Origin of the sequence: Bosea sp. 29B (genome assembly GCF_902506165.1) — a bacterium.
Lineage (GTDB): Bacteria > Pseudomonadota > Alphaproteobacteria > Rhizobiales > Beijerinckiaceae > Allobosea.
Genome location: NZ_LR733817.1, coordinates 1,050,232 through 1,073,398, shown reverse-complemented (window position 1 = coordinate 1,073,398; position 23,167 = coordinate 1,050,232). Strand labels below are relative to the sequence as shown.

Annotated in this window: 23 protein-coding genes; 3 read left to right on the top strand and 20 right to left on the bottom strand. The window is 67.9% G+C overall.

Annotation, left to right across the window (positions count from 1 at the left end):
* Nucleotides 1–8 precede the first annotated feature (8 nt).
* From GV161_RS05160 to GV161_RS05150, 3 genes are all read right to left on the bottom strand, one after another.
* Entirely contained in the window at nucleotides 9–293 is a 285-nt protein-coding gene (locus GV161_RS05160) for a hypothetical protein (RefSeq protein WP_152015715.1), read from the bottom strand.
* 186 nt (nucleotides 294–479) lie between these two features.
* Nucleotides 480–1,910: an MFS transporter gene (locus tag GV161_RS05155; protein ID WP_244624167.1), complete on the bottom strand. Its 1,431-nt coding sequence runs from the start codon at nucleotides 1,908–1,910 to the stop codon at nucleotides 480–482.
* An 83-nt stretch (nucleotides 1,911–1,993) separates the two neighbouring features.
* A complete protein-coding gene (locus tag GV161_RS05150; RefSeq protein WP_152015717.1) occupies nucleotides 1,994–2,293 on the bottom strand; it encodes a hypothetical protein in 300 nt (99 codons plus the stop codon).
* Nucleotides 2,294–2,537: 244 nt separating this feature from the next.
* Here GV161_RS05150 and flhA point away from each other — a divergent pair, with 244 nt between their 5' ends.
* On the top strand, nucleotides 2,538–4,661 hold the full coding sequence (flhA, locus tag GV161_RS05145) for a flagellar biosynthesis protein FlhA (RefSeq protein WP_152015718.1): 2,124 nt from the start codon (nucleotides 2,538–2,540) through the stop codon (nucleotides 4,659–4,661).
* A gap of 6 nt (nucleotides 4,662–4,667) precedes the next feature.
* Here flhA and GV161_RS05140 read toward each other — a convergent pair whose 3' ends face one another.
* Nucleotides 4,668–5,222 carry an XRE family transcriptional regulator gene (locus GV161_RS05140; RefSeq protein ID WP_201302990.1) on the bottom strand — a complete coding sequence of 185 codons (555 nt, stop codon included), beginning with the start codon at nucleotides 5,220–5,222 and terminating at the stop codon, nucleotides 4,668–4,670.
* Nucleotides 5,223–5,362: 140 nt separating this feature from the next.
* Here GV161_RS05140 and GV161_RS05135 point away from each other — a divergent pair, with 140 nt between their 5' ends.
* A complete protein-coding gene (locus tag GV161_RS05135) occupies nucleotides 5,363–6,250 on the top strand; it encodes an EamA family transporter (RefSeq protein WP_152015720.1) in 888 nt (295 codons plus the stop codon).
* A 4-nt stretch (nucleotides 6,251–6,254) separates the two neighbouring features.
* Here the strand turns inward: GV161_RS05135 and GV161_RS05130 are convergent, their stop codons facing one another.
* The 11 genes from GV161_RS05130 to GV161_RS05080 all read right to left on the bottom strand — a co-directional run bounded on the left by GV161_RS05130 (nucleotide 6,255) and on the right by GV161_RS05080 (nucleotide 18,240).
* On the bottom strand, nucleotides 6,255–7,349 hold the full coding sequence (locus GV161_RS05130) for a YbhN family protein (RefSeq protein ID WP_193219564.1): 1,095 nt from the start codon (nucleotides 7,347–7,349) through the stop codon (nucleotides 6,255–6,257).
* A 176-nt stretch (nucleotides 7,350–7,525) separates the two neighbouring features.
* Nucleotides 7,526–7,909: a DUF305 domain-containing protein gene (locus GV161_RS05125; RefSeq protein WP_152015721.1), complete on the bottom strand. Its 384-nt coding sequence runs from the start codon at nucleotides 7,907–7,909 to the stop codon at nucleotides 7,526–7,528.
* Nucleotides 7,910–7,991: 82 nt separating this feature from the next.
* Nucleotides 7,992–9,782 carry a hypothetical protein gene (locus GV161_RS05120; protein ID WP_152015722.1) on the bottom strand — a complete coding sequence of 597 codons (1,791 nt, stop codon included), beginning with the start codon at nucleotides 9,780–9,782 and terminating at the stop codon, nucleotides 7,992–7,994.
* An 11-nt stretch (nucleotides 9,783–9,793) separates the two neighbouring features.
* On the bottom strand, nucleotides 9,794–10,588 hold the full coding sequence (locus GV161_RS05115) for an aspartate dehydrogenase (protein WP_152015723.1): 795 nt from the start codon (nucleotides 10,586–10,588) through the stop codon (nucleotides 9,794–9,796).
* Between the two features lie 11 nt (nucleotides 10,589–10,599).
* Nucleotides 10,600–11,112 carry a cupin domain-containing protein gene (locus GV161_RS05110; protein WP_152015724.1) on the bottom strand — a complete coding sequence of 171 codons (513 nt, stop codon included), beginning with the start codon at nucleotides 11,110–11,112 and terminating at the stop codon, nucleotides 10,600–10,602.
* A gap of 13 nt (nucleotides 11,113–11,125) precedes the next feature.
* Nucleotides 11,126–12,739, bottom strand: a complete 1,614-nt coding sequence (locus GV161_RS05105) for an ABC transporter ATP-binding protein (RefSeq protein ID WP_152015725.1) — start codon at nucleotides 12,737–12,739, stop codon at nucleotides 11,126–11,128.
* Nucleotides 12,736–13,566 (bottom strand): ABC transporter permease, encoded by an 831-nt coding sequence (locus tag GV161_RS05100; RefSeq protein WP_092156595.1) that lies wholly within the window; start codon nucleotides 13,564–13,566, stop codon nucleotides 12,736–12,738. The genes GV161_RS05105 and GV161_RS05100 overlap by 4 nt, the downstream gene beginning before the upstream one ends.
* Before the next feature lie 3 nt (nucleotides 13,567–13,569).
* Nucleotides 13,570–14,547, bottom strand: a complete 978-nt coding sequence (locus GV161_RS05095; RefSeq protein ID WP_152015726.1) for an ABC transporter permease — start codon at nucleotides 14,545–14,547, stop codon at nucleotides 13,570–13,572.
* 131 nt (nucleotides 14,548–14,678) lie between these two features.
* Entirely contained in the window at nucleotides 14,679–16,283 is a 1,605-nt protein-coding gene (locus GV161_RS05090; protein WP_152015727.1) for an ABC transporter substrate-binding protein, read from the bottom strand.
* A 49-nt stretch (nucleotides 16,284–16,332) separates the two neighbouring features.
* Complete coding sequence (locus GV161_RS05085) at nucleotides 16,333–17,172, bottom strand: VOC family protein (protein ID WP_159650154.1); 840 nt, start codon at nucleotides 17,170–17,172, stop codon at nucleotides 16,333–16,335.
* Between the two features lie 303 nt (nucleotides 17,173–17,475).
* A complete protein-coding gene (locus GV161_RS05080; RefSeq protein WP_152015729.1) occupies nucleotides 17,476–18,240 on the bottom strand; it encodes a GntR family transcriptional regulator in 765 nt (254 codons plus the stop codon).
* A 132-nt stretch (nucleotides 18,241–18,372) separates the two neighbouring features.
* On the opposite strand from GV161_RS05080, the gene GV161_RS05075 reads away from it, so the two are divergent.
* Nucleotides 18,373–19,152, top strand: coding sequence for a pyrroline-5-carboxylate reductase dimerization domain-containing protein (locus tag GV161_RS05075; protein ID WP_152015730.1), 780 nt, complete (start codon nucleotides 18,373–18,375; stop codon nucleotides 19,150–19,152).
* A gap of 5 nt (nucleotides 19,153–19,157) precedes the next feature.
* Here the strand turns inward: GV161_RS05075 and GV161_RS05070 are convergent, their stop codons facing one another.
* From GV161_RS05070 to GV161_RS05050, 5 genes are read right to left on the bottom strand one after another with little or no spacing between them, the layout of a single operon-like run.
* Nucleotides 19,158–19,910, bottom strand: coding sequence for an SDR family oxidoreductase (locus GV161_RS05070; RefSeq protein ID WP_152015731.1), 753 nt, complete (start codon nucleotides 19,908–19,910; stop codon nucleotides 19,158–19,160).
* 22 nt (nucleotides 19,911–19,932) lie between these two features.
* Nucleotides 19,933–20,868, bottom strand: coding sequence for a 3-hydroxyacyl-CoA dehydrogenase NAD-binding domain-containing protein (locus tag GV161_RS05065; RefSeq protein ID WP_159650153.1), 936 nt, complete (start codon nucleotides 20,866–20,868; stop codon nucleotides 19,933–19,935).
* A gap of 2 nt (nucleotides 20,869–20,870) precedes the next feature.
* Nucleotides 20,871–21,701, bottom strand: a complete 831-nt coding sequence (locus tag GV161_RS05060; protein ID WP_152015733.1) for an alpha/beta fold hydrolase — start codon at nucleotides 21,699–21,701, stop codon at nucleotides 20,871–20,873.
* The gene (locus GV161_RS05055; protein ID WP_152015734.1) at nucleotides 21,698–22,570 is read right to left on the bottom strand and encodes a hypothetical protein; all 873 of its coding nucleotides are present in this window, start codon (nucleotides 22,568–22,570) and stop codon (nucleotides 21,698–21,700) included. The genes GV161_RS05060 and GV161_RS05055 overlap by 4 nt, the downstream gene beginning before the upstream one ends.
* 47 nt (nucleotides 22,571–22,617) lie before the next feature.
* Nucleotides 22,618–22,941 carry an NIPSNAP family protein gene (locus tag GV161_RS05050; protein ID WP_152015735.1) on the bottom strand — a complete coding sequence of 108 codons (324 nt, stop codon included), beginning with the start codon at nucleotides 22,939–22,941 and terminating at the stop codon, nucleotides 22,618–22,620.
* Nucleotides 22,942–23,167 lie beyond the last annotated feature (226 nt).

Below are 23,167 nucleotides of genomic sequence, written 5' to 3'. Positions count from 1 at the left end.
GGGGTATCTCAGTAATAGTAGCGGCGACGATAATAGTAGCGCCGCGGGCGGTAATAATAGCGCGGGCGATAATAGTGGCGCCGATAGTAGCGCGGGCGACGGTAATAATAATACTGGCTGAAGTCGGCGTCGGTCTTGTCCAGGCCTTCCTTCAGCTCCTCCGACAGTTCCTCCGGCTTCTTGACCGGAAGGGGAGCGATCTTGGGCTGCGCGGCTTCCGAAGCGGCGATGCCGCCGACGCTGGCCGCGGCGAGACCGCCGAACAGCGCCATTACGAATGAACGTCGATCCATGTCATGCCTCCAGTTGGTTCGATCCAGGCGCCGCGTTCCCACGAGGCCACTCTATTCCCCTTTCTGACCACTCGTCACGCTGATGCTGCGACGATGGTTCACAAAGGGCCGACGGCGCGGGAGACCGGCCGTTAGCTTGTTGTGACGATTTGAGGCGCAATCGCCTGCCGAGCGTCCGCCGAGTCCTCATAGCGCTCCCAGCGGCTTGCAGACCTCTTCGAGCGGGCGGCGCTCGGCCTTGATCGCAAAGCGCCAGGCGATCAGCCCGGCGGCGATCATCAGCACGGCGCCAAACAGATAGCCGCCGAACACGCTCGCGCGCGAGCCGGTGTCGATCAGGGCGCCGAACAGCCAGGGGCCGGCGATGCCGCCGAGGCCGGTGCCGAGCGAATAGAACACCGCGATCGCCAGCGCCCTGATCTCGAGCGGGTAAGTCTCGCTCACGGTGAGATAGGCCGAGCTCGCCGCCGCCGAGGCGAAGAAGAAAACGACGCTCCAGCAGATGGTGAGCTGGCTGGCGTTGACCATCTCCCGCGCGAAGAGATAGCCCGTGCCGGCAAGCAGCAGGCCGGAGAGGATATAGGTTCCCGCGATCATCGGGCGCCGGCCGAGCGTGTCGAAGAGCCGGCCGATCAGGACGGGGCCGAGGAAGTTGCCGGCGGCGAAGGGCAGGATGAACCAGCCGATCAGGTTGGACGGGACGGCGTAGAAGTCGGTCAGGATCAGCGCGTAGGTGAAGAAGATCGCGTTGTAGAAGAAGGCTTGCGAGGTCATCAGCGCCAGCGCCACCAGCGTGCGCGGCCGGTGCGTGACGAAAAGCGTATGGGCGACTTCGCTCATCGGCGTGCCCGGCCGCGGGCGCAAGGTGAGCGTCGGCAGCGTCGCGGTGGGCTGCGGCGGCGAGAAGGATTCGATATGGGTGACGATCGCCTCCGCCTCGGCGATGCGGCCATGGCTCATCAGCCAGCGTGGGCTCTCCGGGATCCATTGCCGCAGGATCATGACGATCAGCCCGAGTGCTGCGCCGATGAAGAAGGCGAGGCGCCAGCCGGTGTCGGGCGACACGAGAGCCGGATCGAGCACGACGATCGCGGCGACGCCGCCGATCGCGGCGCCGACCCAGAAGGAGCCGTTGATGACGAGATCGGTCCAGCCGCGCACCCGCGCCGGCACGAGTTCCTGGATGGCCGAATTGATCGCGGTGTATTCGCCGCCGATGCCCATGCCGGTCAGGAAGCGGAAGAGCAGGAAGCTCCAGAGATTCCAGGAGAAGGCCGTCGCAGCCGTCGCGGAGAGATAGACCAGGACGGTAATGGTGAAGAGCTTCTTGCGGCCGAGCCGATCGGTGAGCCAGCCGAAGAAGACGGCGCCGATGACCGCGCCCGCGAGATAGGCGGCGCCGGCCATCCCGACCTCGGTATTGGTGAAGCGTAGGGTCGGGCTTTCCTTCAGCGCGCCGGAGACGGCGCCCGCCAGCGTGACCTCGAGCCCGTCGAGGATCCAGGTGATGCCGAGCGCGACGACGACGAGCGTATGGAAACGCGACCAGGGCAGGCGGTCGAGCCTGGCCGGAATGTCGGTGACGATCTCGCCGGTGCCTGTGCAGGTCTGCGTCACAATCGTCCTTCCCGCCGCTCCGTCCTGCTATCGCTTCAGGGCTGGCAGGCGGCCCTGAGGCCGCCCGCCGATAGTCGCCGCTCTCAGCGGTAGATCACACGCCGGCGCACCACGACCGGGCGGCGGTAAGGCCTTGGCCGGCGCACCACGACGGTGCGGCGGACGACGACCGGGCGACGATAGGGGCGGCGGCGCACGACGACGCGGTCACGCACCACGACCTGGCTGAAATCGGCATCGGTCTTGTCAAGCCCGGCTTTCAGCGCGGGAGCGAGCTCTTCCGGTGATGGAACCGGAGCTGCGGAGGGCGCCGCGCTCGCGGCCTGGGCGATGCCCATGCCACCGACGCTGGCGGCGGCGAGACCGCCGAAAAGGCTCAGCATGAATGAACGTCTATCCAACATATCCTCCAAAAGGCTTCGGCCAGGCGGCCAATGTCGTCGGCCCGCCGGAAGTTGGATGGCCGAATGCGGCCACAACGCGGCCATTCGATAACAGCCCGTTCAGGGAAAGGTTCCGAATGGGATTTTTTGAGGCTTCTTAACCACTCGTTCACTATGCGCTCGGCAAGAATTGCCGGGTACGACAGCCGCCCGGCGACGGGCGACGCGTGGGAGCTTCCGGTCGATGAGCGATGTGACGGCAGGCAGCGGCGGGGGCATGCAGATGCCGACGCGCGGCCAGATGGGCGCGCTGCTCAACCGGCCGGACCTGTTCCTCGCCATCGGCGTGATGGGCATCCTCGTGGTGCTGATCTTCCCGCTGCCGGCGATGCTGCTCGACATGCTGCTGGCGCTCTCGATCATCCTGTCGGTGCTCGTCCTGATGACGGCGCTGTTCATCGAGGAGCCGCTGGAGTTCTCGGCCTTCCCGACCGTGCTCCTGATCGTGACGATGCTGCGCCTCGCGCTGAACCTCGCCTCGACGCGCCTCATCCTCGCCCATGGCCATGAGGGCACTGCCGCCGCCGGCCACGTCATCGAGGCCTTCGGCAACTTCGTGATGAGCGGCAATTTCGTGATCGGGGTGATCGTCTTCACCATCCTGATCATCGTCAACTTCGTCGTCATCACCAAGGGCTCGGGCCGTATCGCCGAGGTCGCGGCGCGCTTTGCCCTCGATGCCTTGCCCGGCAAGCAGATGGCGATCGATGCCGACCTCTCGGCCGGGCTGATCGACCAGGACGTCGCCAAGGTCAGGCGCAAGGCGCTGGAGGACGAGGCCAACTTCTTCGGCTCGATGGATGGTGCCTCCAAGTTCGTGCGCGGCGACGCGATCGCCGGCCTGCTGATCACCTTCATCAACGTGATCGGCGGCATCATCATCGGCGTGGCGCAGCAGGGCATGAGCTTCGGCGCGGCGGCGCAGAGCTACACGCAGCTCACCGTCGGCGACGGCCTAGTCAGCCAGATCCCGGCGCTGATCGTCTCGACCGCGGCGGGCCTGCTCGTCTCGAAGTCGGGCGTGCGCGGCGCCGCCGACAAGGCGCTCGGCAAGCAGCTCTCGGGCTATCCCAAGGCGCTCGGCATGTCGGCGGCGGTGATGCTGCTGATCGCGATCCTGCCGGGCATCCCGATGCTGCCCTTCCTCGTCCTCGCCGCCGGCTCGGGCTGGCTGGCGCAGCATTTCGGCAAGCTCGCCAAGGCGCGGGAGTCGGAGGCCGCCGTGCAGGCGCAGGCGGCCTCGCCACTGGCGCCCGACGGCACGCCGAAGGAAGAGACACTCAACGACCTGCTCAAGCTCGACGAGCTCAAGATTGAGATCGGCTACGGCCTGCTGCCGCTGGTCAATGCACCGGGAGGGGCCGACCGGCTGACCGACCAGGTCCGGGCGCTGCGGCGTCAGCTTGCCGCCGAGCTCGGCTTCGTCATGCCGGCGGTGCGCATCGTCGACAACGTCCAGCTCGAGGCCAACCACTACTTCATCAAGATCAAGGAGATCGATGCCGGCCACGGCATGGTCTATCCCGGCCAGTACATGGCGATGGACCCGATGGGCGGCAGCGTGACGCTGCCCGGCCACAATGTGCTGGAGCCGACCTTCGGCCTGCCGGCGACCTGGATCGACGGGGCGCTGCAGGACGAGGCGCAACTGCGCGGCTACACCGTGGTCGATGCGGCGACCGTGATCTCGACCCACCTCACCGAAGTGCTGAAGTCGCACATGCCGGAGCTGCTCTCGCATGGCGAGGTGCAGAAGCTGCTGCGCGAACTGCCGAAGGACCATGCCGACCTCGTCAAGGAGATCGTCCCGAACCAGATCTCGACCACCGGCATCCAGCGCGTGCTGCAGCTTCTGCTCTCCGAGCGCATCTCGATCCGCGACCTCGCCACCATCGTCGAGGGCATTGCCGAGGTCGCCGGCAATGTCAGGAGCCCGCGCGACATTGCCGAGCATGTCCGCGTCCGCCTCGCCCGCCAGATCTGCGCGCAGTTCTCCAACCAGCACGGGCAATTGCCGATCATCACGCTGTCGCCGGCCTGGGAGAGCGTCTTCGCCGAATCGATCGTCGGCCAGGGCGAGGACCGGCATCTGGCCATGCAGCCCTCGCGGCTGCAGGACTTCGTCCATCAGGTGCGCGAGAAATTCGAGGACGCGGCGCGGCTCGGCGAGATGCCGGCGCTGGTCACCTCCGGCATGGCGCGGCCCTTCGTGCGCCAGATCATCGAGCGCTTCCGCCGCGAGACGCCGGTGCTCTCGCAGAGCGAGATCCACCCGCGGGCGAAGCTCAGGACGGTGGGAAGCGTCTGACGGAGGTCAGCGCCTGCTCACGACCACAAGATAGCGCGCCGGCCCGGTACCGGGATTGCTGAAGCGGCAATCGCTGGGCGGGCCGAGCTCCATGCAGTCGCCGGCCTGAAGCCGGGTGACGATGCCGCCCTCGTCGAAATCGAGCTCTCCCGACTGCATCCAGATCTGCTGGCGAATGAAGGCGTAGGAGCTGGCGGGATAGGCGATCGCCGCGCCGGGTGGCAACTCGCCGGCGACCAGTTCGAGATCGCCATTGCCGGCCGGCGAGATGGCGCGGCGGACGAAGCCGGTCTCCGGATCGCGCCAGAGCGGCTGGTCCTTGGCACGGCGGACGCGCTCGCCGGCATTTTCGATCCGCGCCAGCAGGTTCGACAGGGTGAGGCCGAAGGCGCCGGAGAGCCGGCCGAGCAGCACCGCGGTCGGGCTTGCCTCGCCGCGCTCGATCCGGCTGATCATGGCGCGCGAGACGCCCGAGCGCTCGGCGAGATCGTTCAGGCTCCAGCCGCGGGCCTCGCGCTCGCCGCGCAGCCGTTCTGCCAATCTTGACGCGAGATCGTCCATCATCATACCCTTGATTCTCTTATAATAGAGCGCGGCACGGGCGTTGGCCAGTGGGTGGGGCGTAGGTCCCTCCATCGACGCCATAGCCGCATGCCCGGCCGGCATTGGTTGTTCCCGCCACCCTCGCTAAGCGCTGCCCCATGTCCCGCAATGCCGCCCTCTTCGCGCTGATGTGCCTCGTCTGGGGCCTGACCTGGCTGCCGATCAAGGTCGGCTCGCAGCATGTGCCGCCGGTTTTCCTCGCGGCGTCGCGCTTCATCATCGCGGGGTCGCTGATGCTGGCCTGGGCCGGCCGGGACGTGCTGAAGGTGCCGGCTGCAGCCTGGCCGCGCGTCGTCATGACTGCGCTGCTGCTCAACACCGGCAACTACACCCTGCTGTTCTGGGGCACGGCGCAGGCGCCGACCGGGCTTGCCGCGATCGTCAACTTCGCGACCATCCCGATCTTCACCATCATCGCCAGCTACCTGATCGAGGGGCATGCGATCGGCGGGCGCAAGCTCGCTGCGATCGGGCTGGGAGCGGTCGGCCTCGGCTTCCTGTTCTCGACGCGGGCGCTGGGCGGGATCGCGGCGGCGAAGGGCGGGCCGCTCGAGCTCTGGGGGCTGGCCGCGGTGGCAGCCGGCACGCTGCTCTATTGCTTCGGCGCGGTCTGGTCGCGGCCGGTAATGGGCCGCATCCCGACACTGACGCTGGCCGGCTGGCAGACGCTGATCGGCGGTTTCGGACTCTGCCTGATGTCCGGCCTGCTGGAGAACGTCACGCCGGCGCACTTCGCCGCGCTGGTGTCGTGGCCGGTGCTGCCGGCGGTGGCGGTGCTGGTGATCGGCGGCTCGCTGATCGGCTTCACCATCTATCTCAGGCTGGTGCGCGACTGGGGCGCCTTCCGGGCGGGGCTCTATGCCTTCATCAGCCCGGCGGTCGCGGTCGGAGCAGGCGTCTTCGCGCTCGGCGAGCCGTTCGGCCCGGCCGAGGCGATCGGCAGCCTCCTGATGTTCGGCGCCGCGGCGATCGCGCTCAAGCGCTGAAGCCTTACTCCGGCTTGTCGATGTGCAGGGCCGCGGCCTTGGCCGCCGCCTGTTCCTGAGCCTTCACCTGCGTTTCGTGCGCCAGGGCCTTGCGTAGCTGGGCCCGCTCGAAGGCAAGCACGATCGGCAGCGAGATCACCAGCGGGATGATCAGGTAGAACATCCGCCAGACCAGCAATGCTGCGAAGACGGCCGGGGCCGGCACGCCCGGCATCACCGCGAGGAACACCGCCTCCATCACGCCGACGCCGCCCGGCACCTGGCTGAGCAGGCCGGCCGAGAACGAGATCAGGAAGGCGCCGAGCACGATGAAGAAGCCGGGATTGCCCTGCTCCGGCAGCGCGAAATAGATGATGCCGGCGGCGCCCATCAGCTCCAGTGGGGCGGCGAAGTACTGCCTGGCGACAATCGGCAGACGCGGATAGACCAGCTCGAACGAACCGATCTTGAGCGGCTTGAAGCGTAGCCAGGCGCCGATCGTGTAGAGCACGCAGAAGGCGATCAGGCCAAAGCCGATCAGGCGCGCCTGCTTGTCGCCGATGCCGAACCAGTCGGAGAGCCGGTGCAGCGGCCGCAGGATCTGCGGCTCGCCGATGAGCACGCACCCCATCAGGAGGATGGTGCCGAAGGCGAAGGTGAAGGAACAGAGCGCCACCAGCACTGCGATCTCGGCCGCGCTCAGGCCCTTTGCGTGATAGGCGCGGTAGCGCACCATGCCGCCGGAGAAGACCGAGGCGCCGATATTGTGCGAGAGCGCGTAGGTAACGAAGGAGCAGAGCGAGATATAGGCCCAGGAGATGCCCTTCTCGCGATGCAGATGCAAAAGCGCGATCCGGTCGTACCAGGCGAGCGCGGCATAGGCGACCAGCGTCGCGAGGCCGGCATGGAAGAAGGCGGCCGGCGGGATCAGTGCGATCTTCTGGCCGATGCCGGTGGCGACGATCTTGAACGCGTCCCAGAGGCCGGCCTGATCGAGCTGGGCCGCGATGGCCTCATTGGTCAGGGCCTCGGTCTTGAGCTTGTCCCAGAGCAGGTCGACCGACCAGATGACAGCGACGAGGCCGATCAGAGGCCAGAGATAGTCGAGGTATTTTTTCATCGAACCCGCGAGCAGCCGGAGGCGAGAGCAGAGCCCATGTGTGAATCACGGCTTGTGCATGCAGGACGCGTGGACGCAAGTCGCGCCGCCTCTCTGCCAAAGCCTGCCTTGCAGGGCAAGCCGCCGGCGTGAAGCGGGCCCCGGATCGCGACGAATCCGGGGCGGTGTGGCAAAGATCACTTGCCTTGCTTCTTCAGCCAGTCGCGCAGGAAGGCGATCTCCTTCTCCTGTTCGGTGATCACGCCTTCGGCGAGCTTGCGCAATTCGGGGTCCTTGCCATGGGCGAGCACGACTTTGGCCATGTCGACCGCCCCCTGATGATGCGGGATCATGCCGCGGGCGAAATCGACATCGGCGTCGCCGCTGAAGGCGATGCCCATCTCCCTGTGCATCTTGTCGTTGGCGGCCTTGTAGCCTTTCGTCGCCGCGGTACCGGCGGCGGCAGGCGTGGTTGTGCCATGGCTGCCATGACCCTGATGACCCTGCGCCAGGGCCAGGCCGGCGAGGCCGATGGTGGCGAACAGAGCGGCGCCCGCCAGGAGGCTGCGGGTGGTGGTCATGCTGATGTCCTTTCGGGAGGCCGGATCCGGCATGTCCGAACCCTCCGCGCCGATCATGTCATCAGCGCGGCGGAGTGCCGCCTCAGGCCGCTCCGGCCTGTGCCAACCGGGCCCGCGCGAGCGCATCGAGCTCGGCGACCAGGCCCTCCGGCGTCGGGCAGGGGATGACGCCGAGCCTGGCGAGATCATCGGTGACGTCGACCGGCAGGCCGGAATTCGAATCCTCGGGAATCTGGTTGAGGCGGCCGCCGATGCAGACCGGTAGATTCGCGCCGGCGCGCTCCAGCGCCGCGAGCACCTCGGTCGCGAAGCGTAGCGCGATGCCGTTATAGGTGCTGATCGCGATCACGTCGCAGCCAGTGGCCAGGGCGATGGCGACGAGATCGTCGGGGTCGGCCGAGGTGCCGCCATCGACCGGCTCGGCGTCGAGCCGCGTCAGCAGATGCTCGATCAGGCTCTTGCCGTGCTCGTGCACGTCGCTGCTGGCGACGCAGACCTTGAGACTGGCCTGTCCGATGCCGATGCGGGTGGGCGTCGCGACCTTGTCGAGCCAGCCTTCGGTCTCGTGCCGGAGTTCCTCGACCCATTCGGCCTCGACCAGAGCGCGGCGCCCGCCCCAGGCAGCGCGATCCGGCGCGCCCGAACCGTAATGCGCTTCCAGTCGTCGCGGGCCGATGCGGCGCAGCGCCAGCATGATCGCGGCGGCGTCGGCGATGTCGACGCCGAGATCGGCGAGGCCGGCGAGGATCCGGCAGCGGAATTTGTGTGCACCCGCGACGAGGTTCTCCGCCATCGCATCGACGGGGCGAAGGTCGATCAGGCCAAGGCTGCCGGAGGCGTGCTCGACCAGCCGTCCGGCGAACATCTGCGCGTCGATGATCTCGTCGGTGTCGGGAATGCGCTCGTTCTCGGTGACCGGGACCGGATTGATGGCATGGCCGCTGTGCTGCCGGCGCAGCGACCAGATGTCGGCCTGGAGATAGCTGGCAAGGCTGGCGAAATTGCCGGCTGGCGTCGATTTGTAAGAGACGGTGTTGCCGAAGATCATGCTACCGGGCGTGTCGGTCACCTGCATCATCGCGCGATGGAAGGCGAGCCGCACCAGCGGGGCGGTGAAATGGTGCCCGTAGCAATGCGAGGCGCGGGCGCCGATCAGTTCCTCGACGATGTATTTCTCGATCAGCACCATGCCGAGCGCCGAGCTCATATCGGAGAACAGGCCGGCGAAACCGTCGTCGAGATTGGAATGGACGAGCACCTCGACCGGCTGGGCGGCGATCAGGCCGAGGGCCGTCACGGTCGCCTCCGTCGTGGCGACGTCGTCGTCCCAGTCCGGCAGACGGAAGGTGAAGTACTGGCCGAGATTGCCGACGGTGGTGACGCCGGCCGCCAGCGCGGCGCGGGTATTCTCGACCGCACCGGGCAGGCCGAGCATGAAGTCGCCGAAATGCGCCGCTGCCGGAACGACGCCGGTGATGCGGGAGAAGTCCTCGGGGCCGGAGAGCACGATGCCGGTGCCGCGCGGGCGCTTATCACGCTCGCCCAGCGGGTAGCCCATCGACCAGTCGAGCGTGATGCCGAAGCGATCGACGGTGACGCCGAGCCTGGCGCAGCTCTCATGCACGGTCCGGATCGCCTCCAGCGTGCGCTCGACGCTGCGGAAGCCGATATGGGCATGCTGCATGATGCGCCCTTCGCCCGCCATGCGCCGCTTGTAGTCGGCCTCGCAGGCGACGCCGGCGGCGTCGAGGAAGAGATTGCGGCCGACCTGCCAGCCGCGGGCCATGGCGGCGCCGTCGGCGAGCAGCTCGGCACCCGGCCGCAAATTCGGCGGGACGAGATCGGCGAGCCTGGGCAGCACGGGCGCGGTCATCGGCACCTTTCCTAGATCGCGATGCGATCGAATTGCCGGCGGATCGCCGCGGCGAGGCTGGCGGCCGTCAGGGCCGAGGTCTTGGGGTTGGCGGGCGAAGGCAGGTTGACGAAGCTCATCCGGGCCGTGCCGAGCGCGCTCTCCGCCTCGATCTCATGGGTGTTTCCGGCTGCCCACGGGTCGGAGACGATGCGCACGGAAAGGCGGTCATGCCCGACCGCCAGCGCGATGGTCAGCCCGACATTGAGGTTCTTCGGATAGAGCTTGGCAGCTTTGCGCGCCGTGCCTTCATAGAGCACGATCTCGGCCTGCGCGGCCTTCTCCGCAAGGCCAAGCGCGGCGAGCTCGGGACCCCATGCCGCCGGCGGCTTGCGCGAGGTGTAGCAAACATGGGCGTCAGCCGTCTCGCCCAGCGCGGCGAGATAATCGAGACCGCCGACCGCGCCGGAAGGCACGATCAGGCGCGTCCTTCCCCGCTCGGCCGCCTCGGCGAGCCGGGCAAGGAGATCATCGTCGGCGAGCGCTCCGGTCGAGGCTGGGATGGCTGGAATGCCGGCGGCGAGGATTGCGGGCAGGAGCTGCGAGACGGTGGCATGGCCGGCCGCCTCGACAACGAGGGCAGGGCGCCAGGCCAGCAACTCGTCGACGGACGCGAGCAAGGTGAGGCCGGCTGGCACGTCGGCACGGCTCGGCGAATCCGGCTGCAGCAGGGCGGCGAAGGCAAAGCCCTCGTTCCCGAGCCGAGCCTGGATGTCCTTGGCGATCGTGCCGAAGCCGATCAGGCCGATGCGCCGTTCGCTCGCCATCGCGACTCCAATCAGGGCTGGCGCTGGTCTTTGGGCTGAGCCGCGAAGACGGTCTGGCGCTCGATCTCGAGCACGTTCTCCGGCCGCGGGAAATTCTCCGGGGCCGGTTCGCCGGCCGTCCGCGGGCGGCCGATCAGGCGGAAGAAGTCCTCGAGGCCGTTCGGCACGATCAGCCAGACCCAATGCAGGTCCTCGGTGCCGTCGTTGATGAACATATGGCGGCGGCTCTTGCCGACGAAGATCGCGGTGCCCGGCACGGCCGGCACGTCCTGGCCGTCGAGCACGGCCCGGCCCTTGCCCTTGATGAAGTAGATGACCTCCTCATGGCGGTCATGGCTGTGCTCGCGGACATGGCCGCCGGGCGGCACGGTCTGGGTGCCGAAGGCGAGCGGGTTGTCCATCCTGACCTTGGACGGGTCGAGCGCGACCTCGATATGGCCATTGGCCGGCACTGGCTGCCAGTAGCTCGTCGCGGTGCCGGGCTGGACGACGAAGGTCTCGCCGGGTTCGTAGGTCTCGCTCATCGGATCAGCTCCGTCAGTTCGCTCGTCCCGGCACGGCGGAAAGCAGCTTCTGGGTATAGGGGTGCTTCGGTGCGGCGAAGATATCGGCGGTGACGCCATGCTCGACGACCTCGCCGCGCTGCATGATCGCGATATGGTCGCAGATTTGCGCCGCGACGCGCAGGTCATGGGTGATGAAGATCATTGAGAGCGAAAGCTTGTCGCGCAGTTCGACCAGCAGCTTGAGGACCTGCGCCTGCACGGAGACGTCGAGTGCCGAGACGGCCTCGTCGGCGACCAGCACCTTGGGCTCTAGCGCCAGCGCCCGGGCGAGGCCGATGCGCTGGCGCTGGCCGCCGGAGAATTCGTGCGGCAGGCGGTCGGTTGCGGCAGGGTCGAGGCCGACCAGCGCGAAGAGCTCCTTGGCGCGGGCCATGGCGACGGTGCGCTTCGTGCCGCGGGCGATCAGGCCCTGCGTGACGAGATCGCCGACGCTGCGGCGGGGGTTGAGCGAGGCGTAAGGGTCCTGGAAGACCATCTGGACGAGATGGCGCTGGCGCCGCAGCGCCTCGCCCTCGAGGCCGCCGAAATCGACACCACCGAGCTCGATCGCGCCACTGTCGGGATCGAGCAGGCGCACGATGCAGCGCGCCAATGTCGACTTGCCCGAGCCGCTCTCGCCGACGATGCCGAGCGTCGCCTGGCTCGGCAGGGAGATGCTCGCCGACTTCACCGCATAGGTGACGCGCTGCTTGCGGCCGAACCAGCCGCCGCCGGTGCGGTAGGTCTTCGAGAGCTCGCGCACGGTCGCGATGGTCTGGTTAGGCAGAGCGCGCGGTGGCGGCGGCGTCAGGCTCGGCACCGCCGCGATCAGCGCCCTGGTGTAGGGATGCTGCGGGTTGTGCAGCACGGCTTGGGCGCTGCCGCTCTCGACCACCTTGCCGTGCTGCATCACCATGACCCGGTCGGCGATTTCGGCGACGACGCCGAAATCATGGGTGATGAACAGGACTGCCATGCCGGTGCGGCGCTGGATGTCGCGGATCAGCTCGAGGATCTGCGCCTGGATGGTGACGTCGAGCGCGGTGGTCGGCTCGTCGGCGATCAGGATCTTGGGCTCGAGCGCCAGCGCCATTGCGATCATCACGCGCTGGCGCTGCCCGCCGGAGAGCTCGTGCGGATAGGCGCGATAGGCCGAGGCCGGCTCGGGAATGCCGACCTCGTCGAGCAGTTTCAGCGCCCGCGCCTCGATCTCGGCCTTCGGCAGGTCGGTATGGGCGCGGAACATCTCGGCGATCTGGTCGCCAGCGGTGCGCAGCGGGTTCAGCGCCGTCATCGGCTCCTGGAAGATCATGCCGATCTCAGGGCCGCGGATGGCGCGCAGCTCGTCCTCGGTGAGGCGGACGATGTCGCGCTCGCCGAGCATGATCCTGCCGCTGCGGACCGGCAGCGAGGGCGGCAGCAAGCCCATCAGGGCCGAGGCGGTCATCGACTTGCCGGAACCGCTCTCGCCGACGACGCAGACGATCTCGCCGGCGTTCAGGGTCAGCGACAGCTTCTCGACGGCGAAAGGCCGGTCGGCGCCCCTGGGCAGGGCGATGGAGAGGTCCTCGATATGGACGAGCGGGGCAAACGCGGGAGCGCTCATCGGTTGCGCAGCCTCGGATTGAGCGCGTCGTTCAGCCCCTGGCCGACCAGCGAGACTGAGAGGATGGTCAGCAGGATGGCAACGCCGGGGATGGCCGAGACATACCATTCGCTGCGCAGCACCTTGCGGCCCTGGCCGATCAGGTTGCCCCAGGAGGCGATGTTCGGGTCGGAGAGATCGAGGAAGGCGAGGGCGCTCTCCAGCAGGATCGCCGTCGCCATCACCACGCTGCCATAGACGATGATCGGGGCGAGCGCGTTGGGCAGGACCTCGCGGAAGATGATCCAGCGATTGGTCAGGCCGAGCGTGCGGCAGGCCTGGACGAATTCGCGATTGCGCAGGGTCAGGAACTCGGCCCGCGTCAGCCGCGCCACCGCCGGCCAGGAGACGACGCCGATCGCGATCGTCACCGCCGTCATGTTCGAGCCGACGACGACGACCAGCACCAGCAGCAGGATGAAGTTCGGCAGGGTCTGGAAGGCCTCGGTCAGACGCATCAGCACGTCGTCGGTCAGCCCGCCATAGAAGCCGGCGAGCGCGCCGATGACGATGCCGATCGCGATGGCGATCAGGGTCGAGACTATGCCCATCAGCAGGGTGGTGCGGGCGCCATGGGCGATCTGGGCGGCGATGTCGCGTCCGGAAGCGTCGGTGCCGAGCAGGAAGCGGCCGGCGGGATTGGGCCATTGCAGCGGCCGGCCGGCGAGGCCGAGCGGATCGCGCGGATAGAGCACGTCGGCGAAGAGGGCGAGGCCGACGATGACGACGAGCAGGACGAGGCCGAGCATGGCGGCCGGGCTCATCAGGAAATGCTTGAGCGCCTTCATGGCTCAGGCTCCCGCGCTGATGCGGGGGTCGAGCCGCGCATAGACCAGGTCGACGATGAAGTTCACGCAGATGACCATGACGGCGGAGACGAAGACGATGCCGAGCAGGGTGTTGAGGTCGCGCTGGACCACCGATTCATAGGCGAGGCGGCCGATGCCGGGCAGCGAGAACACGCTCTCGATCACCACCGAGCCGCCGAGCATGGTGCCGGCCTGCAGGCCGATCAGCGTCACCATCGGTAGCAGCGCGTTGCGCAGCACGTGCTTGCGGACGATCTCGCCGCGGGTCAGCCCCTTGGCGCGGGCGGTGCGGACGAAGTCGAGGGTCGAGACCTCCAGCATCGAGGCCCGCATGATGCGCAGGTAGATGGCGAGGAAGATCAGCGCGAGCGTGATCGTCGGCTGGATCAGGTGGCGGGCGATGTCGAGCACCAGCCAGATCCCGGTGGCGCCCGAGCCGATCTCGTAGAGCCCGCCCGGTGGCAGCCAGGCCAGCCAGATCGAGAACACGACGATGCTCATCAGGCCGAGCCAGAAGGACGGCGTCGCATAGAAGAGGAGGCCGAGCAGCGAGATCAGCGTGTCGGCCCAGCCGTTGACGCGCTGCGCCGAGACGATGCCGAGCAGCATGCCGGCGAAGAAGGCGAAGCTCAGCGCCGATAGCATCAGCATCAGCGTCGCCGGCAGCCGCTCCAGGATCACGGTCGCGACCGGCTTGTTGTAGATGGCGGAGAAGCCGAGATCGAGCCGGACCAGCCGCCAGAGATAGTCGAGCAGGCGCACGGCCGCGCTGCCTTCCAGCCCGTAGAAGCGCCGCAGCTCCGCCGCCTGCGCGGGATCGCCGCCGCCCATCTGCGCCATCAGCGCATCGACGGTGTCGCCGGGGGCGAACTGCAGGAGGATGAACAATCCGGCGAGCAGGATGAGCAGCGTCGGGATGCTGCTCATCAGCCGTCGTCCGGCCAGTTTCAAGATGTGCATGAGCCGTGGTCTTCAAGCGCCGAACGTGTCCGGATGGCCGGCATCCGTGAGCGTCGGGCGGGTCTTGTCAAAAGGCGGTGATCAGGCGGGGAGCGGCCGCCATGGCAGGCAGCCGCTCCGACTCGGCCGGATCAGGGCTCGAACCACAAATCCGCCCAGTGGCTCGACGGCCAGCGCGGATTGTTGTGGTGGTTCTTCAGCTTCTTGCTGGTGACCGAGATGAACTGGCGTTCCGTCGCCATCCAGAGCGGCACCTCGGTGTTGAGCAGGTTGACGAGCTCCGGATAGGCGGCCTTGCGCTTGGCCGGATCGATCTCGAAGGCGGCGTCGTCCATCATCTTGTCGGCCTTGGGGTCGACCCAGCCCCACTGGTTGGTGAAGGCTGTGCCCTTCGGGCTGCCCGAGCGGTACCAGACCATGGTGCTGATCGCCGGGTCGGCGCGGTAGATGTGCCAGCCGGTCGAGAGGTCGTAGTCCCAGTCGCGATAGACCGCGGTCAGATAGGTCGCGGCGTCCGGACGCTGGAGCTCGACTTTGATGCCGACCTGCTGCAGCGACTGCTGGATGAAGGTCGACCAGAGCGGGATGTCCTCGCCGAAGGGCGGGCTCAGCATCTTCAGCGAGAAGCGCACCCCGCCGGCACCGCGCTTGAAGCCGGCCTCGTCGAGCAGCGCGTTCGCCTTCTTGACGTCGAAGGCATAGTCCGGCGCGCCGGCCTTGTAGAAATTGGTCGAGACCGACGGGATCGGCCCATGGGCGCGCTTGCCGTTGCCGTACAGGAAGTTCTCGATGAAGAAGTCGGTGTCCACGGCGTGGATGATGGCGCGGCGCACGCGCACATCGGCGAGCTCCTTGCGGCGCAGGTTGAACTCGATCGTGTTCTGGAAGGGCTGGCGCTCATTGCCGCGCGAGGAGACCTCGAAGCGAGCATCCTTGCCGAGCCGGTCGATATCGGCGAGCGGCAGTGAGGAATAGTTGCTCATATGGACCTGGCCGGCCTCGATCGCGGCGGTCGCGGCGGCCTTGTCGGTGATGAAGCGCCAGACGATCTTGTCGAGATAGGGGAAGCCCTTGCGCCAGTAGTCGGGGTTGCGCTCGGCGATGACGTACTGCCCGCGCTCATACTGGGCGAACTTGAACGGGCCGGTGCCGATCGGGGCGACGTTGGCCGGGTTGTCGAGGATATTGGTGCCTTCGTAGACGTGTTTCGGCGCGATGTAGCCGAGGTCCGGCGCCGCGCCCATGAACAGGTCCATCGGCATCGGGCGGCTGTAGCGGAAGATCGCGGTGTGGGCGTCGGGCGTGTCGACCGCCTCCAGCGCCGAATGCAGCGCGGTGCCGTAGTTCAGATGCTTCTTCCACAGCTCCATCGCCGTGTACTGCACGTCGGCCGAGGTGAAGGGCTTGCCGTCATGCCACTTCACGCCCTCGCGCAGCTTGATCGTGATGGTCCTGCCGTCGGCCGAGCCCTCCCAGCTCGTCGCCAGCATCGGCTCGAGCTCGCCCTTCTCGTTGAGATCGACCAGGGGCTCCATGATCTTGGAGGCGATGACGTAGACGCCGGTCGAGGCCCGCAGGGCCGGGTTCAGGATGCGCTGCTCCTGCGGCATGTGCACGGTGATGGTGCCGCCGCGGCGCGGCTCCTGGGCGAAGGTGGTGGCCGGCAGTGCGGCCGCCATTGCGAGCGCGCCGGCGCTGGTGAGCAGATGGCGCCGTGTCGGATGTGTCGTGGTCATGGTCCCCTCCATTGTCGTGATTTGCTTGTGAATTCTTGTTGGCGAGCGGTCATTCCCGTCTGGCGCATGCCTCCCAGCCGATCAGCGCGCCATCGACGCCCGCGCAGAGCAGGGCGTTCGGGCCGGTCCATTCGGCAAAGGGCGCCGCCGCCTTGATGTCCGCGATCGCTAGGACGATGCCGCAGCGCGGCAGCGCGTCGCCCGCCCCGCGGCCCCAGCGTGCTGCGAAGTCCGCCGCGTCGACGAAGACGAGATCGGCGCCGCGCGGGCGCATGGCGACGGTATGGGCGCCGGCAGTCGCGCTGACCGGCAGGTCGAGCAGCTTGCCGCAGAGTTCCGCTTCGGCGTGCGGATCGGCGGCGACGATCTCGATCCTCTTCAGCGCACTGGCGCCGTTACGATGGGCGGTCAGGCTCGGCAGCCAGACGGTGTCGCGGGTGAGATGCTGGCAGGCGAACAGGCGAACATTCCCGGGCACCGGCTCCAGCGGCCATTGGAAGATGCGGAAGGCGGCCTCGCCCATGCGCCCGCCGTCGAGCTCGACCGGGCGACGGAACTCGAACGGGCCGGTGCCGCCATCGAAGCCGTCGCGCTTCAGTGCGGCGAGGCCGCCAGCGGCATCGTCGGTGCGCATGGCGAGGCGCTCGAGCCCGGCGCCATCGACCAGGAAGCTGCGCGTCGGGGCGTTGAACTCGGTGGCGGTTAGCACGCCGAGGAGTTCGACATAGTCGTCCTCGAACATGATCGTGTGGTTGCCGGTGCCGAGATAGTCGCTGTGCAGGCCGCGCGGCGAGACCGTGAAGCCCAGCGCCTGCCAGCGCTGCGCCGACGCCGATAGCTCGCTCACGGCGATGACGATGTGGTCGAGCCCGAGGACGTGGTCGCGCATCCCTAGAGGTTCCATTCACAGCGGGATTTCCCCGATGGAGCGAACCGTGTCATAAGTGCATGCAGTTGTACAGGCACTTTTGGACATCACGTGCGCAGCCCCTGCCCAAATCGCAGATTCTTGCTGATGAAAGTGCCGGTCGTGGCACGCGCTGCGCTGGCCCGGAAGATGGTTGGGCCGAAGAAAAGCGCTTCGAATTCAAGGTCTGACTACAGCCGTGTGACTGCCGCGGCGATGGTCGGTCTGACAGGTCCGGGCTTTGCGCGTAATAGCCGACCATGCGGCCGCATAGAGGGCCTCGCGCTATTTCCGCGCGGCGCGTCCCCGGCGGCGTGGCGGTGTGTCCTCGTCCGGCAAGTAGCTCTTCAGGAGCGCTTCCTTGAGAGCGGCGCGGGCTTCGGCGAAGGTCAGCGAGATATGGCGACGCAGGATGTCGACGCCGCGCTCGCGGTCACGGTCGATCAGGGCCTGGAGGATGCGCGCATGGTCGTCGACCAGGCTCCAGTGCTGCGGGGCGTTCTCGATCTGGGCGCGGCGCACGAAACGGATGCGCGCATTCATACCGGTGAGCTGATGCACGATCTCGGGGTTGTTGGCGAGTTCGGCGAGGTGGACGTGGAAGGCCTCGTCCAGTTCGAGAATCTCGTCCGGGTCGCGCCTGTCGTAGCGCGGATGCGCATCGGCCCAGAAGGCCTGCAGCTTGGCGATGCCCGCTTCGTCGACGCGCTCGCAGGCCAGCGCGAAAGCGCCGGTCTCGATGATCGAACGCATCTCGAACAGGTCGAGCAGATCGTCGATGTCGAGCCCGCGGAAGCAGAAGCCGCGATTGGGCGTGAACACCAGGAAGCCTTCGGAGGCGAGCCGGTTCAACGCCTCGCGCACCGGGGTGCGCGAGAGGTCCAGCATCTCGGCGAGATGGACCTCGTTGATTCGCTCTGCCGGGCGCATCTTGAACTCGACCAGCTGCTGCCGGATCGCCTTGTAGGCGCGCTCGGCGCTGTCGGCGGCGCGGCGCGGCGCGGTCCTGTCGGCCTTTTCCGCGGTCATGGCCTTGGCGGTCTTCGGCATTCAGCCTCTCTGTCCGGCCGGTCTGCGGTCGCGCCCGGCCTCTCGACGCGTCATGCTTGAAAGCGCCTCGCACGCAAAAATCAACCACCGATCGCCATTGCTGCAAGCAGTGTGCGCACTCATGGATGCAACATGACACGAATTGGCTTCCTCGGCGTCGGTCATCTCGCGGAAGAGATGATCACCGGGCTCCTGCGCAGCGGATTGCCGGCGGGCGAGATGATCCTGTCGCCACGCGGGCTCGGTCCGAAGCTGGCGGAGCGCCACGGCATCGCGCTCGCGGCCGACAATGGCGCGCTCGTCGCTGCCGCTGAAATTGTGCTGCTGGCGACACGGCCGGGCGATGCGGTCGCCGCGATGACGGGGCTGGGCTGGCGGCCGGGCCAGATCCTGGTCTCGGCCTGCGCCGGCGTGCCCCTGGCGGATCTGCGCGCTGCGGCCGCGCCGGCTGAGGTGGTGCGGATCATGCCGCTGACGGCGGCCTCGATCGGCGCGAGCCCGACTACCGTTTATCCCGACCTGTCGGCGCTGCGGCCGCTGCTGGCGCGGCTCGGCGCAGTCATCCCGCTCGCCGACGAGGCCGGCTTCGAGACCGCGACGGTCAGCGCCGCGATCTATGGCTGGGCCCAGGTGCTGATCGGGCTCGGGCGCGACTGGTCGCTCGCCCAGGGGTTGGCACCCGAGACGGCGCGGCAACTGGCGGCGGAGACCTTCGTCGCCGCCGGCCGGATGATCGCCGAGCGGCCGGAGCCGGTCGAGGCGCTGCTCACGAGCCTGGCGACGCCGGGCGGCATCACCGAATGCGGCCTGAAGGTGCTCGAAGCCGGTGACGTCGAGGCAAGCTGGATTGGCGCCTGCGATGCCGTGCTGGAGAAGCTGACGGGCGCGCCAGCGAGCACCCGCCGCGCCTGAACGGCTCAGCCCTCCACCGATTTGAAGACATGGCCGCCGACCGCCTGGTCGGTCGGCGAGATCTCGATCTCGGTGACGTCGACATGCTGCGGCAGAGCGAGCACCGCGGCGATCGTCTCGGCGATGTCCTGCGGCTGCAGCGCGCGGACATGGCCGTACATGGTCTCGTTGAGGCGTTCGCGATCACCGCCGAAGGCGCGCAGATAGATCTCGGTCTCGACCCGGCCCGGGGCGAGATCGGTGATGCGGACATTGCTGCCGGCGAGATCATAGCGCAGCGAGCGGCAGGCATGGGCAAGGCCCGCCTTGGCGCCGCCATAGGCGGAGGTTCCGGCGAGCACGCCGCGTGCTGCGGTGGTGGTGATGTTGACGACATGGCCGCGCTTGCGGGCGACCATGCCCGACAGCAGTGCCCGCATCAGCAGCATCGGCGCGGTCAGGTTGACCGCGATCGTCTCGGCGATTTCCTCCGCGCTCTGCTCGTAGAGCGGCTTCACCGTGGCGACCATGCCGGCATTGTTGACGAGAACGTCGATCTCGGCGCCGCCGAGCCCGGCGACGATCGCGTCTGTATCCCGCACATCGGCGACGACGGGGACGACGCCGAATGCGTCGACAACACCGGCGAGCGCCTCGCGGCTACGGGCGACGCCGTAGACAATGAGGCCCATCCCGGTCAGCCGGGCGCAGATCGCGGCGCCGATGCCGCGCGAGGCTCCGGTAACGAGGGCAGTGCGATAGGGAAGGGGCGTTGCCATGCGGATGCTCCCGTTGCTGTCGTCAGAGGGCGGCGCGCTGTGTCATTACGCGCAGCAGGTCGACGAGGCCGGCATCGCGCTGGTCGCGCAAGTCGGCATCGCTACGCTCGCCGATGGCGGCGCGGACCTCCTGCGAGACGCGCGCGATCGTCGCCGGCTCCAGCCTGGCATCGCCAAGATCGTCCCAGATGTCCTGGTAGGTCTTGCCGTATTTGGTCAGGAAGGCCTCGATGCCCTCGGCGTTGAGATGGTTCGAGATGAACGAGCCCTGCAGCGTCCATTTCGGGCCGGGGCCGTAGCAGAAGGCGCGGTCGACGTCCTCGGCGCTGGCGACGCCGCTCTCGACCAGCGAGATCGCCTCGCGCCACATCGCGCCCATCAGCCGTAGCGCCAAATGTCCGGTGACCTCCTTGCGCAGCACGGCCGGCTTCTTGCCGAGCGCCTCGTAGAAGGCGCGGGTCTGCTCGATCACCTCGGGCGCCGTGTCGCGGCCGCCGACGATCTCAACCAGCGGCATCAGATGGACCGGGTTGAAGGGATGGGCGAGCACGATGCGTTGCGGCCGGGCGCAATTCGCCTGCATGTCCGAAACCAGCAGCGCCGAGGAGGAGGAAGCGATGATGACGTCGTCGCCGACATGGCGCTCGATCGCCGCGAGCAGCTCCTGCTTGAGGTCGAGCCGCTCGGGGCCCGATTCCTGGACGAAGACGACGCCGGCGAGCGCCTTGCCGAGATCGCTGGAGAAGCGGACCGGGCCGCGCGCTGTGCGGGCCGGTGCCAGGCGTTCGAGATCGTCGATCAGCGCCGGATGCAGCGCCTGGAAAGACTGCCAGCGCGCCGGGTCGGGATCATGGCAGGAGACCTCGTAACCGTGATGGGCGAAGGTCGCCGCCCAGCGCTGGCCGATGGTGCCGAGCCCGACCACGCCGATCGGCCCGCGCATCGCGTTCACATCCATGATCATGTCCTCGTCCCGGCGGCGGAAGAGCCGCCGCGCAAAAAGTCCAGCACCGCGTCGCGGTAGAGTTCGGGCTCAGCCCGCATGGCGTAATGGCCGCCGCGCGGCAGCACTGCGAGGTCCGCCTGCGGGATGCCGTCGGCGAGGCGCTGCGAGAGATAGGCGGGGGTGACGATGTCGTCGGCCGCGACCACGACGCGGACCGGGCAGGCGATCCGCGCCAGCCGGTCCTGAACATCATGGCCGAGCACGGCGAGCATGCGCTCGCGCACCACCGCGGCGTCCATGGGCTTCGAGCGGGTTGCTGCCGCCTGCAGCTCCGATTCGATGACAGCGTCGTTGGCGTCGAGCCAGTAGGGCGCGTTGAGGAGCGTCACCGCATGGCGGCGATAGGCGTCGATGCCGAGCCGGTCGAGCAGTTCGAGCCGCCCGGCGAACAGGCGGCGCATGTAGGCGCAAGGTCGGGCGAAGGTCGCCGACAGCACCAGCCGCGTGACCCGCTCCGGCTGGGCGAGCGCGAGGTCCTGGGCGATCGCCCCGCCGGTGGAATGGCCGAGGATGGCGGCGCTGGCGATGCCGAGATGGTCGAGCAGCCCGAAAAGGTCCTCGCGCATCGCGTCGATACTGGTCGGGCCCTCGAGGGCCGAGGAACCGCCGACGCCGCGATGGTCGTAGGTGATGACCTGGAAATAGGGCGCGCAGATCTCGGCGAAGGCGTTCCAGAACGAGGCGAGGCCGCCCAGGCCCGATATCAGCACGAGCGGCGGGCCGTCGCCGCGGAGCGTGTAGGCGAGGGTTCCGCCATCGGCGAGGGGAGCGAGCCGGGTCTTCATGCGGTGGTCTCGTCGAGCGCGGCGCGGGCAGCCGCGTTGACCGCCGACCACGGAATGCGCAGGTCGAGCCAGGCGGCCAGCCGGCCGGCGCAGAGGATGGCTTCGTCGACTAAAGCGGCAAGTGGGATGTCGTCGCGCCCGAAGGCCGCCTCCAGCGCGAAGATCGCCGCGGCACTCTCGCCGAGATGACAGAAATCGCGCAGCCGGGTCGCGGCCTTGTTACAGGCGACAGCTGCAATACGGCGGGAGATGCGTGGCTCTTCCGTCGCAAGGCCGCCGCGGACCCACCAGAGCAATTCCTGCAGGATGCGCGCCTCCGATTCCGCCAGGAAGAGCGGGCCGGCCGGGTGCATGGTCGCGCGCGAGGCGAGCAGGGCTTCGATATCGGTGGGTGAGCCGCTCCAGAGCTTGTGCCTGATGGCGACGAGTTCGTCCGGAACCTGCGATGGCCGTGGTTCAGGCGCCTGCACGCCTTCGACCGGCAGCAGATTGCCGGCGAAGAGCCTGCGCCCGTGCTGCTCGCGCAAGCGCAGGCCAAGCGCCTGGAGTTCCGGCAGCCCGCCCTCGATCCGGCCGAGCAGCGTGACCTCTGCTGTCTCGGCCTGGAGCGGCGCGAAGATCAGCTCGAGGAATTGCCGCGCCGGCCAGTACAGGAAGGCGCCGGGCTGTGCCTCCATCACGTCGACGCCGCCCTCCGCATCCTCGACGAAGGGCGCGTGCCAGTAGATGTGCTGGCCAGCGATCTTCGGGGTGTGGAGCTGGAGCGCGGTGGGCAAGGTCGCGGCGAGCGCGGCAAGCGTGCGAGGCGCCCGCGCCGTGTCGCAGGCGATCCGCCAGCAGTCGTCGCCGACGATCAGGTCGAGTTTCATGGGCTGGATGTCCGGCGTGGGGTCGTCTCGGTTCAGGTCTTTCCGTCTCAGGGCTTGGGCTTGAAGAAGGAGACGGGCTTGAGGATCTGGTTGCGCATGTCGAGCAGCGGGTCGGCCTCGACGACCTGCTTGCGATAGGCCTGCCAGGCTGGATCGGCCTCCATTGCGTCGCGGCGCGCCTCGCGATTGGCGAGGCTGTCATACTGCCAGAGATGCACGACGCGGCTGAGATCGCCGATATGGGTCTGGAAGAAGCCGAAGGGCTCGCCGAGATACTGGCGCTGCATCGGCAGGCCGACATCCTCATAGAGCTTCAGGAAGTCGTTCAGGCGGTTCGGCCGGGCCGTGTAGACGCGGTGGTCGAAGATCATCGTGCTTCTCCTCTGGTTCCGGCGGAAAGCCGGCTGTTCCTCCGGTGACACGCTCCGTGATCGGAGCGTGCGTTCGCCGTCGTGCGGCCGGTTCTGTCGCTTCGCTGCAAGACTGCATTATCTTGTGTAGACACTTATAGCGCTGCGCTGCGGACTGCGCTAGGGTCCCTCGCAGCGAAAGCTGTGAGTGCCTCCGTCTGCCTGCCCAGAGCCGGCGAAGGAGGCG

Bases quoted from the DNA above. Each gene is read 5' to 3' on its own strand.
- GV161_RS05100 (WP_092156595.1), bottom strand. From the start codon at position 13,566: ATGAAGGCGCTCAAGCATTTCCTGATGAGCCCGGCCGCCATGCTCGGC.
- GV161_RS05070 (WP_152015731.1), bottom strand. From the start codon at position 19,910: ATGGCAACGCCCCTTCCCTATCGCACTGCCCTCGTTACCGGAGCCTCG.
- GV161_RS05130 (WP_193219564.1), bottom strand. From the start codon at position 7,349: ATGAAAAAATACCTCGACTATCTCTGGCCTCTGATCGGCCTCGTCGCT.
- GV161_RS05090 (WP_152015727.1), bottom strand. From the start codon at position 16,283: ATGACCACGACACATCCGACACGGCGCCATCTGCTCACCAGCGCCGGC.
- GV161_RS05085 (WP_159650154.1), bottom strand. From the start codon at position 17,172: ATGCGCGACCACGTCCTCGGGCTCGACCACATCGTCATCGCCGTGAGC.
- GV161_RS05150 (WP_152015717.1), bottom strand. From the start codon at position 2,293: ATGCTGAGCCTTTTCGGCGGTCTCGCCGCCGCCAGCGTCGGTGGCATG.
- GV161_RS05065 (WP_159650153.1), bottom strand. From the start codon at position 20,868: ATGGATGTGAACGCGATGCGCGGGCCGATCGGCGTGGTCGGGCTCGGC.
- GV161_RS05105 (WP_152015725.1), bottom strand. From the start codon at position 12,739: ATGAGCGCTCCCGCGTTTGCCCCGCTCGTCCATATCGAGGACCTCTCC.
- flhA (WP_152015718.1), top strand. From the start codon at position 2,538: ATGAGCGATGTGACGGCAGGCAGCGGCGGGGGCATGCAGATGCCGACG.
- GV161_RS05075 (WP_152015730.1), top strand. From the start codon at position 18,373: ATGACACGAATTGGCTTCCTCGGCGTCGGTCATCTCGCGGAAGAGATG.
- GV161_RS05060 (WP_152015733.1), bottom strand. From the start codon at position 21,701: ATGAAGACCCGGCTCGCTCCCCTCGCCGATGGCGGAACCCTCGCCTAC.
- GV161_RS05140 (WP_201302990.1), bottom strand. From the start codon at position 5,222: ATGGACGATCTCGCGTCAAGATTGGCAGAACGGCTGCGCGGCGAGCGC.
- GV161_RS05110 (WP_152015724.1), bottom strand. From the start codon at position 11,112: ATGAGCGAGACCTACGAACCCGGCGAGACCTTCGTCGTCCAGCCCGGC.
- GV161_RS05115 (WP_152015723.1), bottom strand. From the start codon at position 10,588: ATGGCGAGCGAACGGCGCATCGGCCTGATCGGCTTCGGCACGATCGCC.
- GV161_RS05055 (WP_152015734.1), bottom strand. From the start codon at position 22,570: ATGAAACTCGACCTGATCGTCGGCGACGACTGCTGGCGGATCGCCTGC.
- GV161_RS05135 (WP_152015720.1), top strand. From the start codon at position 5,363: ATGTCCCGCAATGCCGCCCTCTTCGCGCTGATGTGCCTCGTCTGGGGC.
- GV161_RS05160 (WP_152015715.1), bottom strand. From the start codon at position 293: ATGGATCGACGTTCATTCGTAATGGCGCTGTTCGGCGGTCTCGCCGCG.
- GV161_RS05080 (WP_152015729.1), bottom strand. From the start codon at position 18,240: ATGCCGAAGACCGCCAAGGCCATGACCGCGGAAAAGGCCGACAGGACC.
- GV161_RS05050 (WP_152015735.1), bottom strand. From the start codon at position 22,941: ATGATCTTCGACCACCGCGTCTACACGGCCCGGCCGAACCGCCTGAAC.
- GV161_RS05095 (WP_152015726.1), bottom strand. From the start codon at position 14,547: ATGCACATCTTGAAACTGGCCGGACGACGGCTGATGAGCAGCATCCCG.
- GV161_RS05120 (WP_152015722.1), bottom strand. From the start codon at position 9,782: ATGACCGCGCCCGTGCTGCCCAGGCTCGCCGATCTCGTCCCGCCGAAT.
- GV161_RS05125 (WP_152015721.1), bottom strand. From the start codon at position 7,909: ATGACCACCACCCGCAGCCTCCTGGCGGGCGCCGCTCTGTTCGCCACC.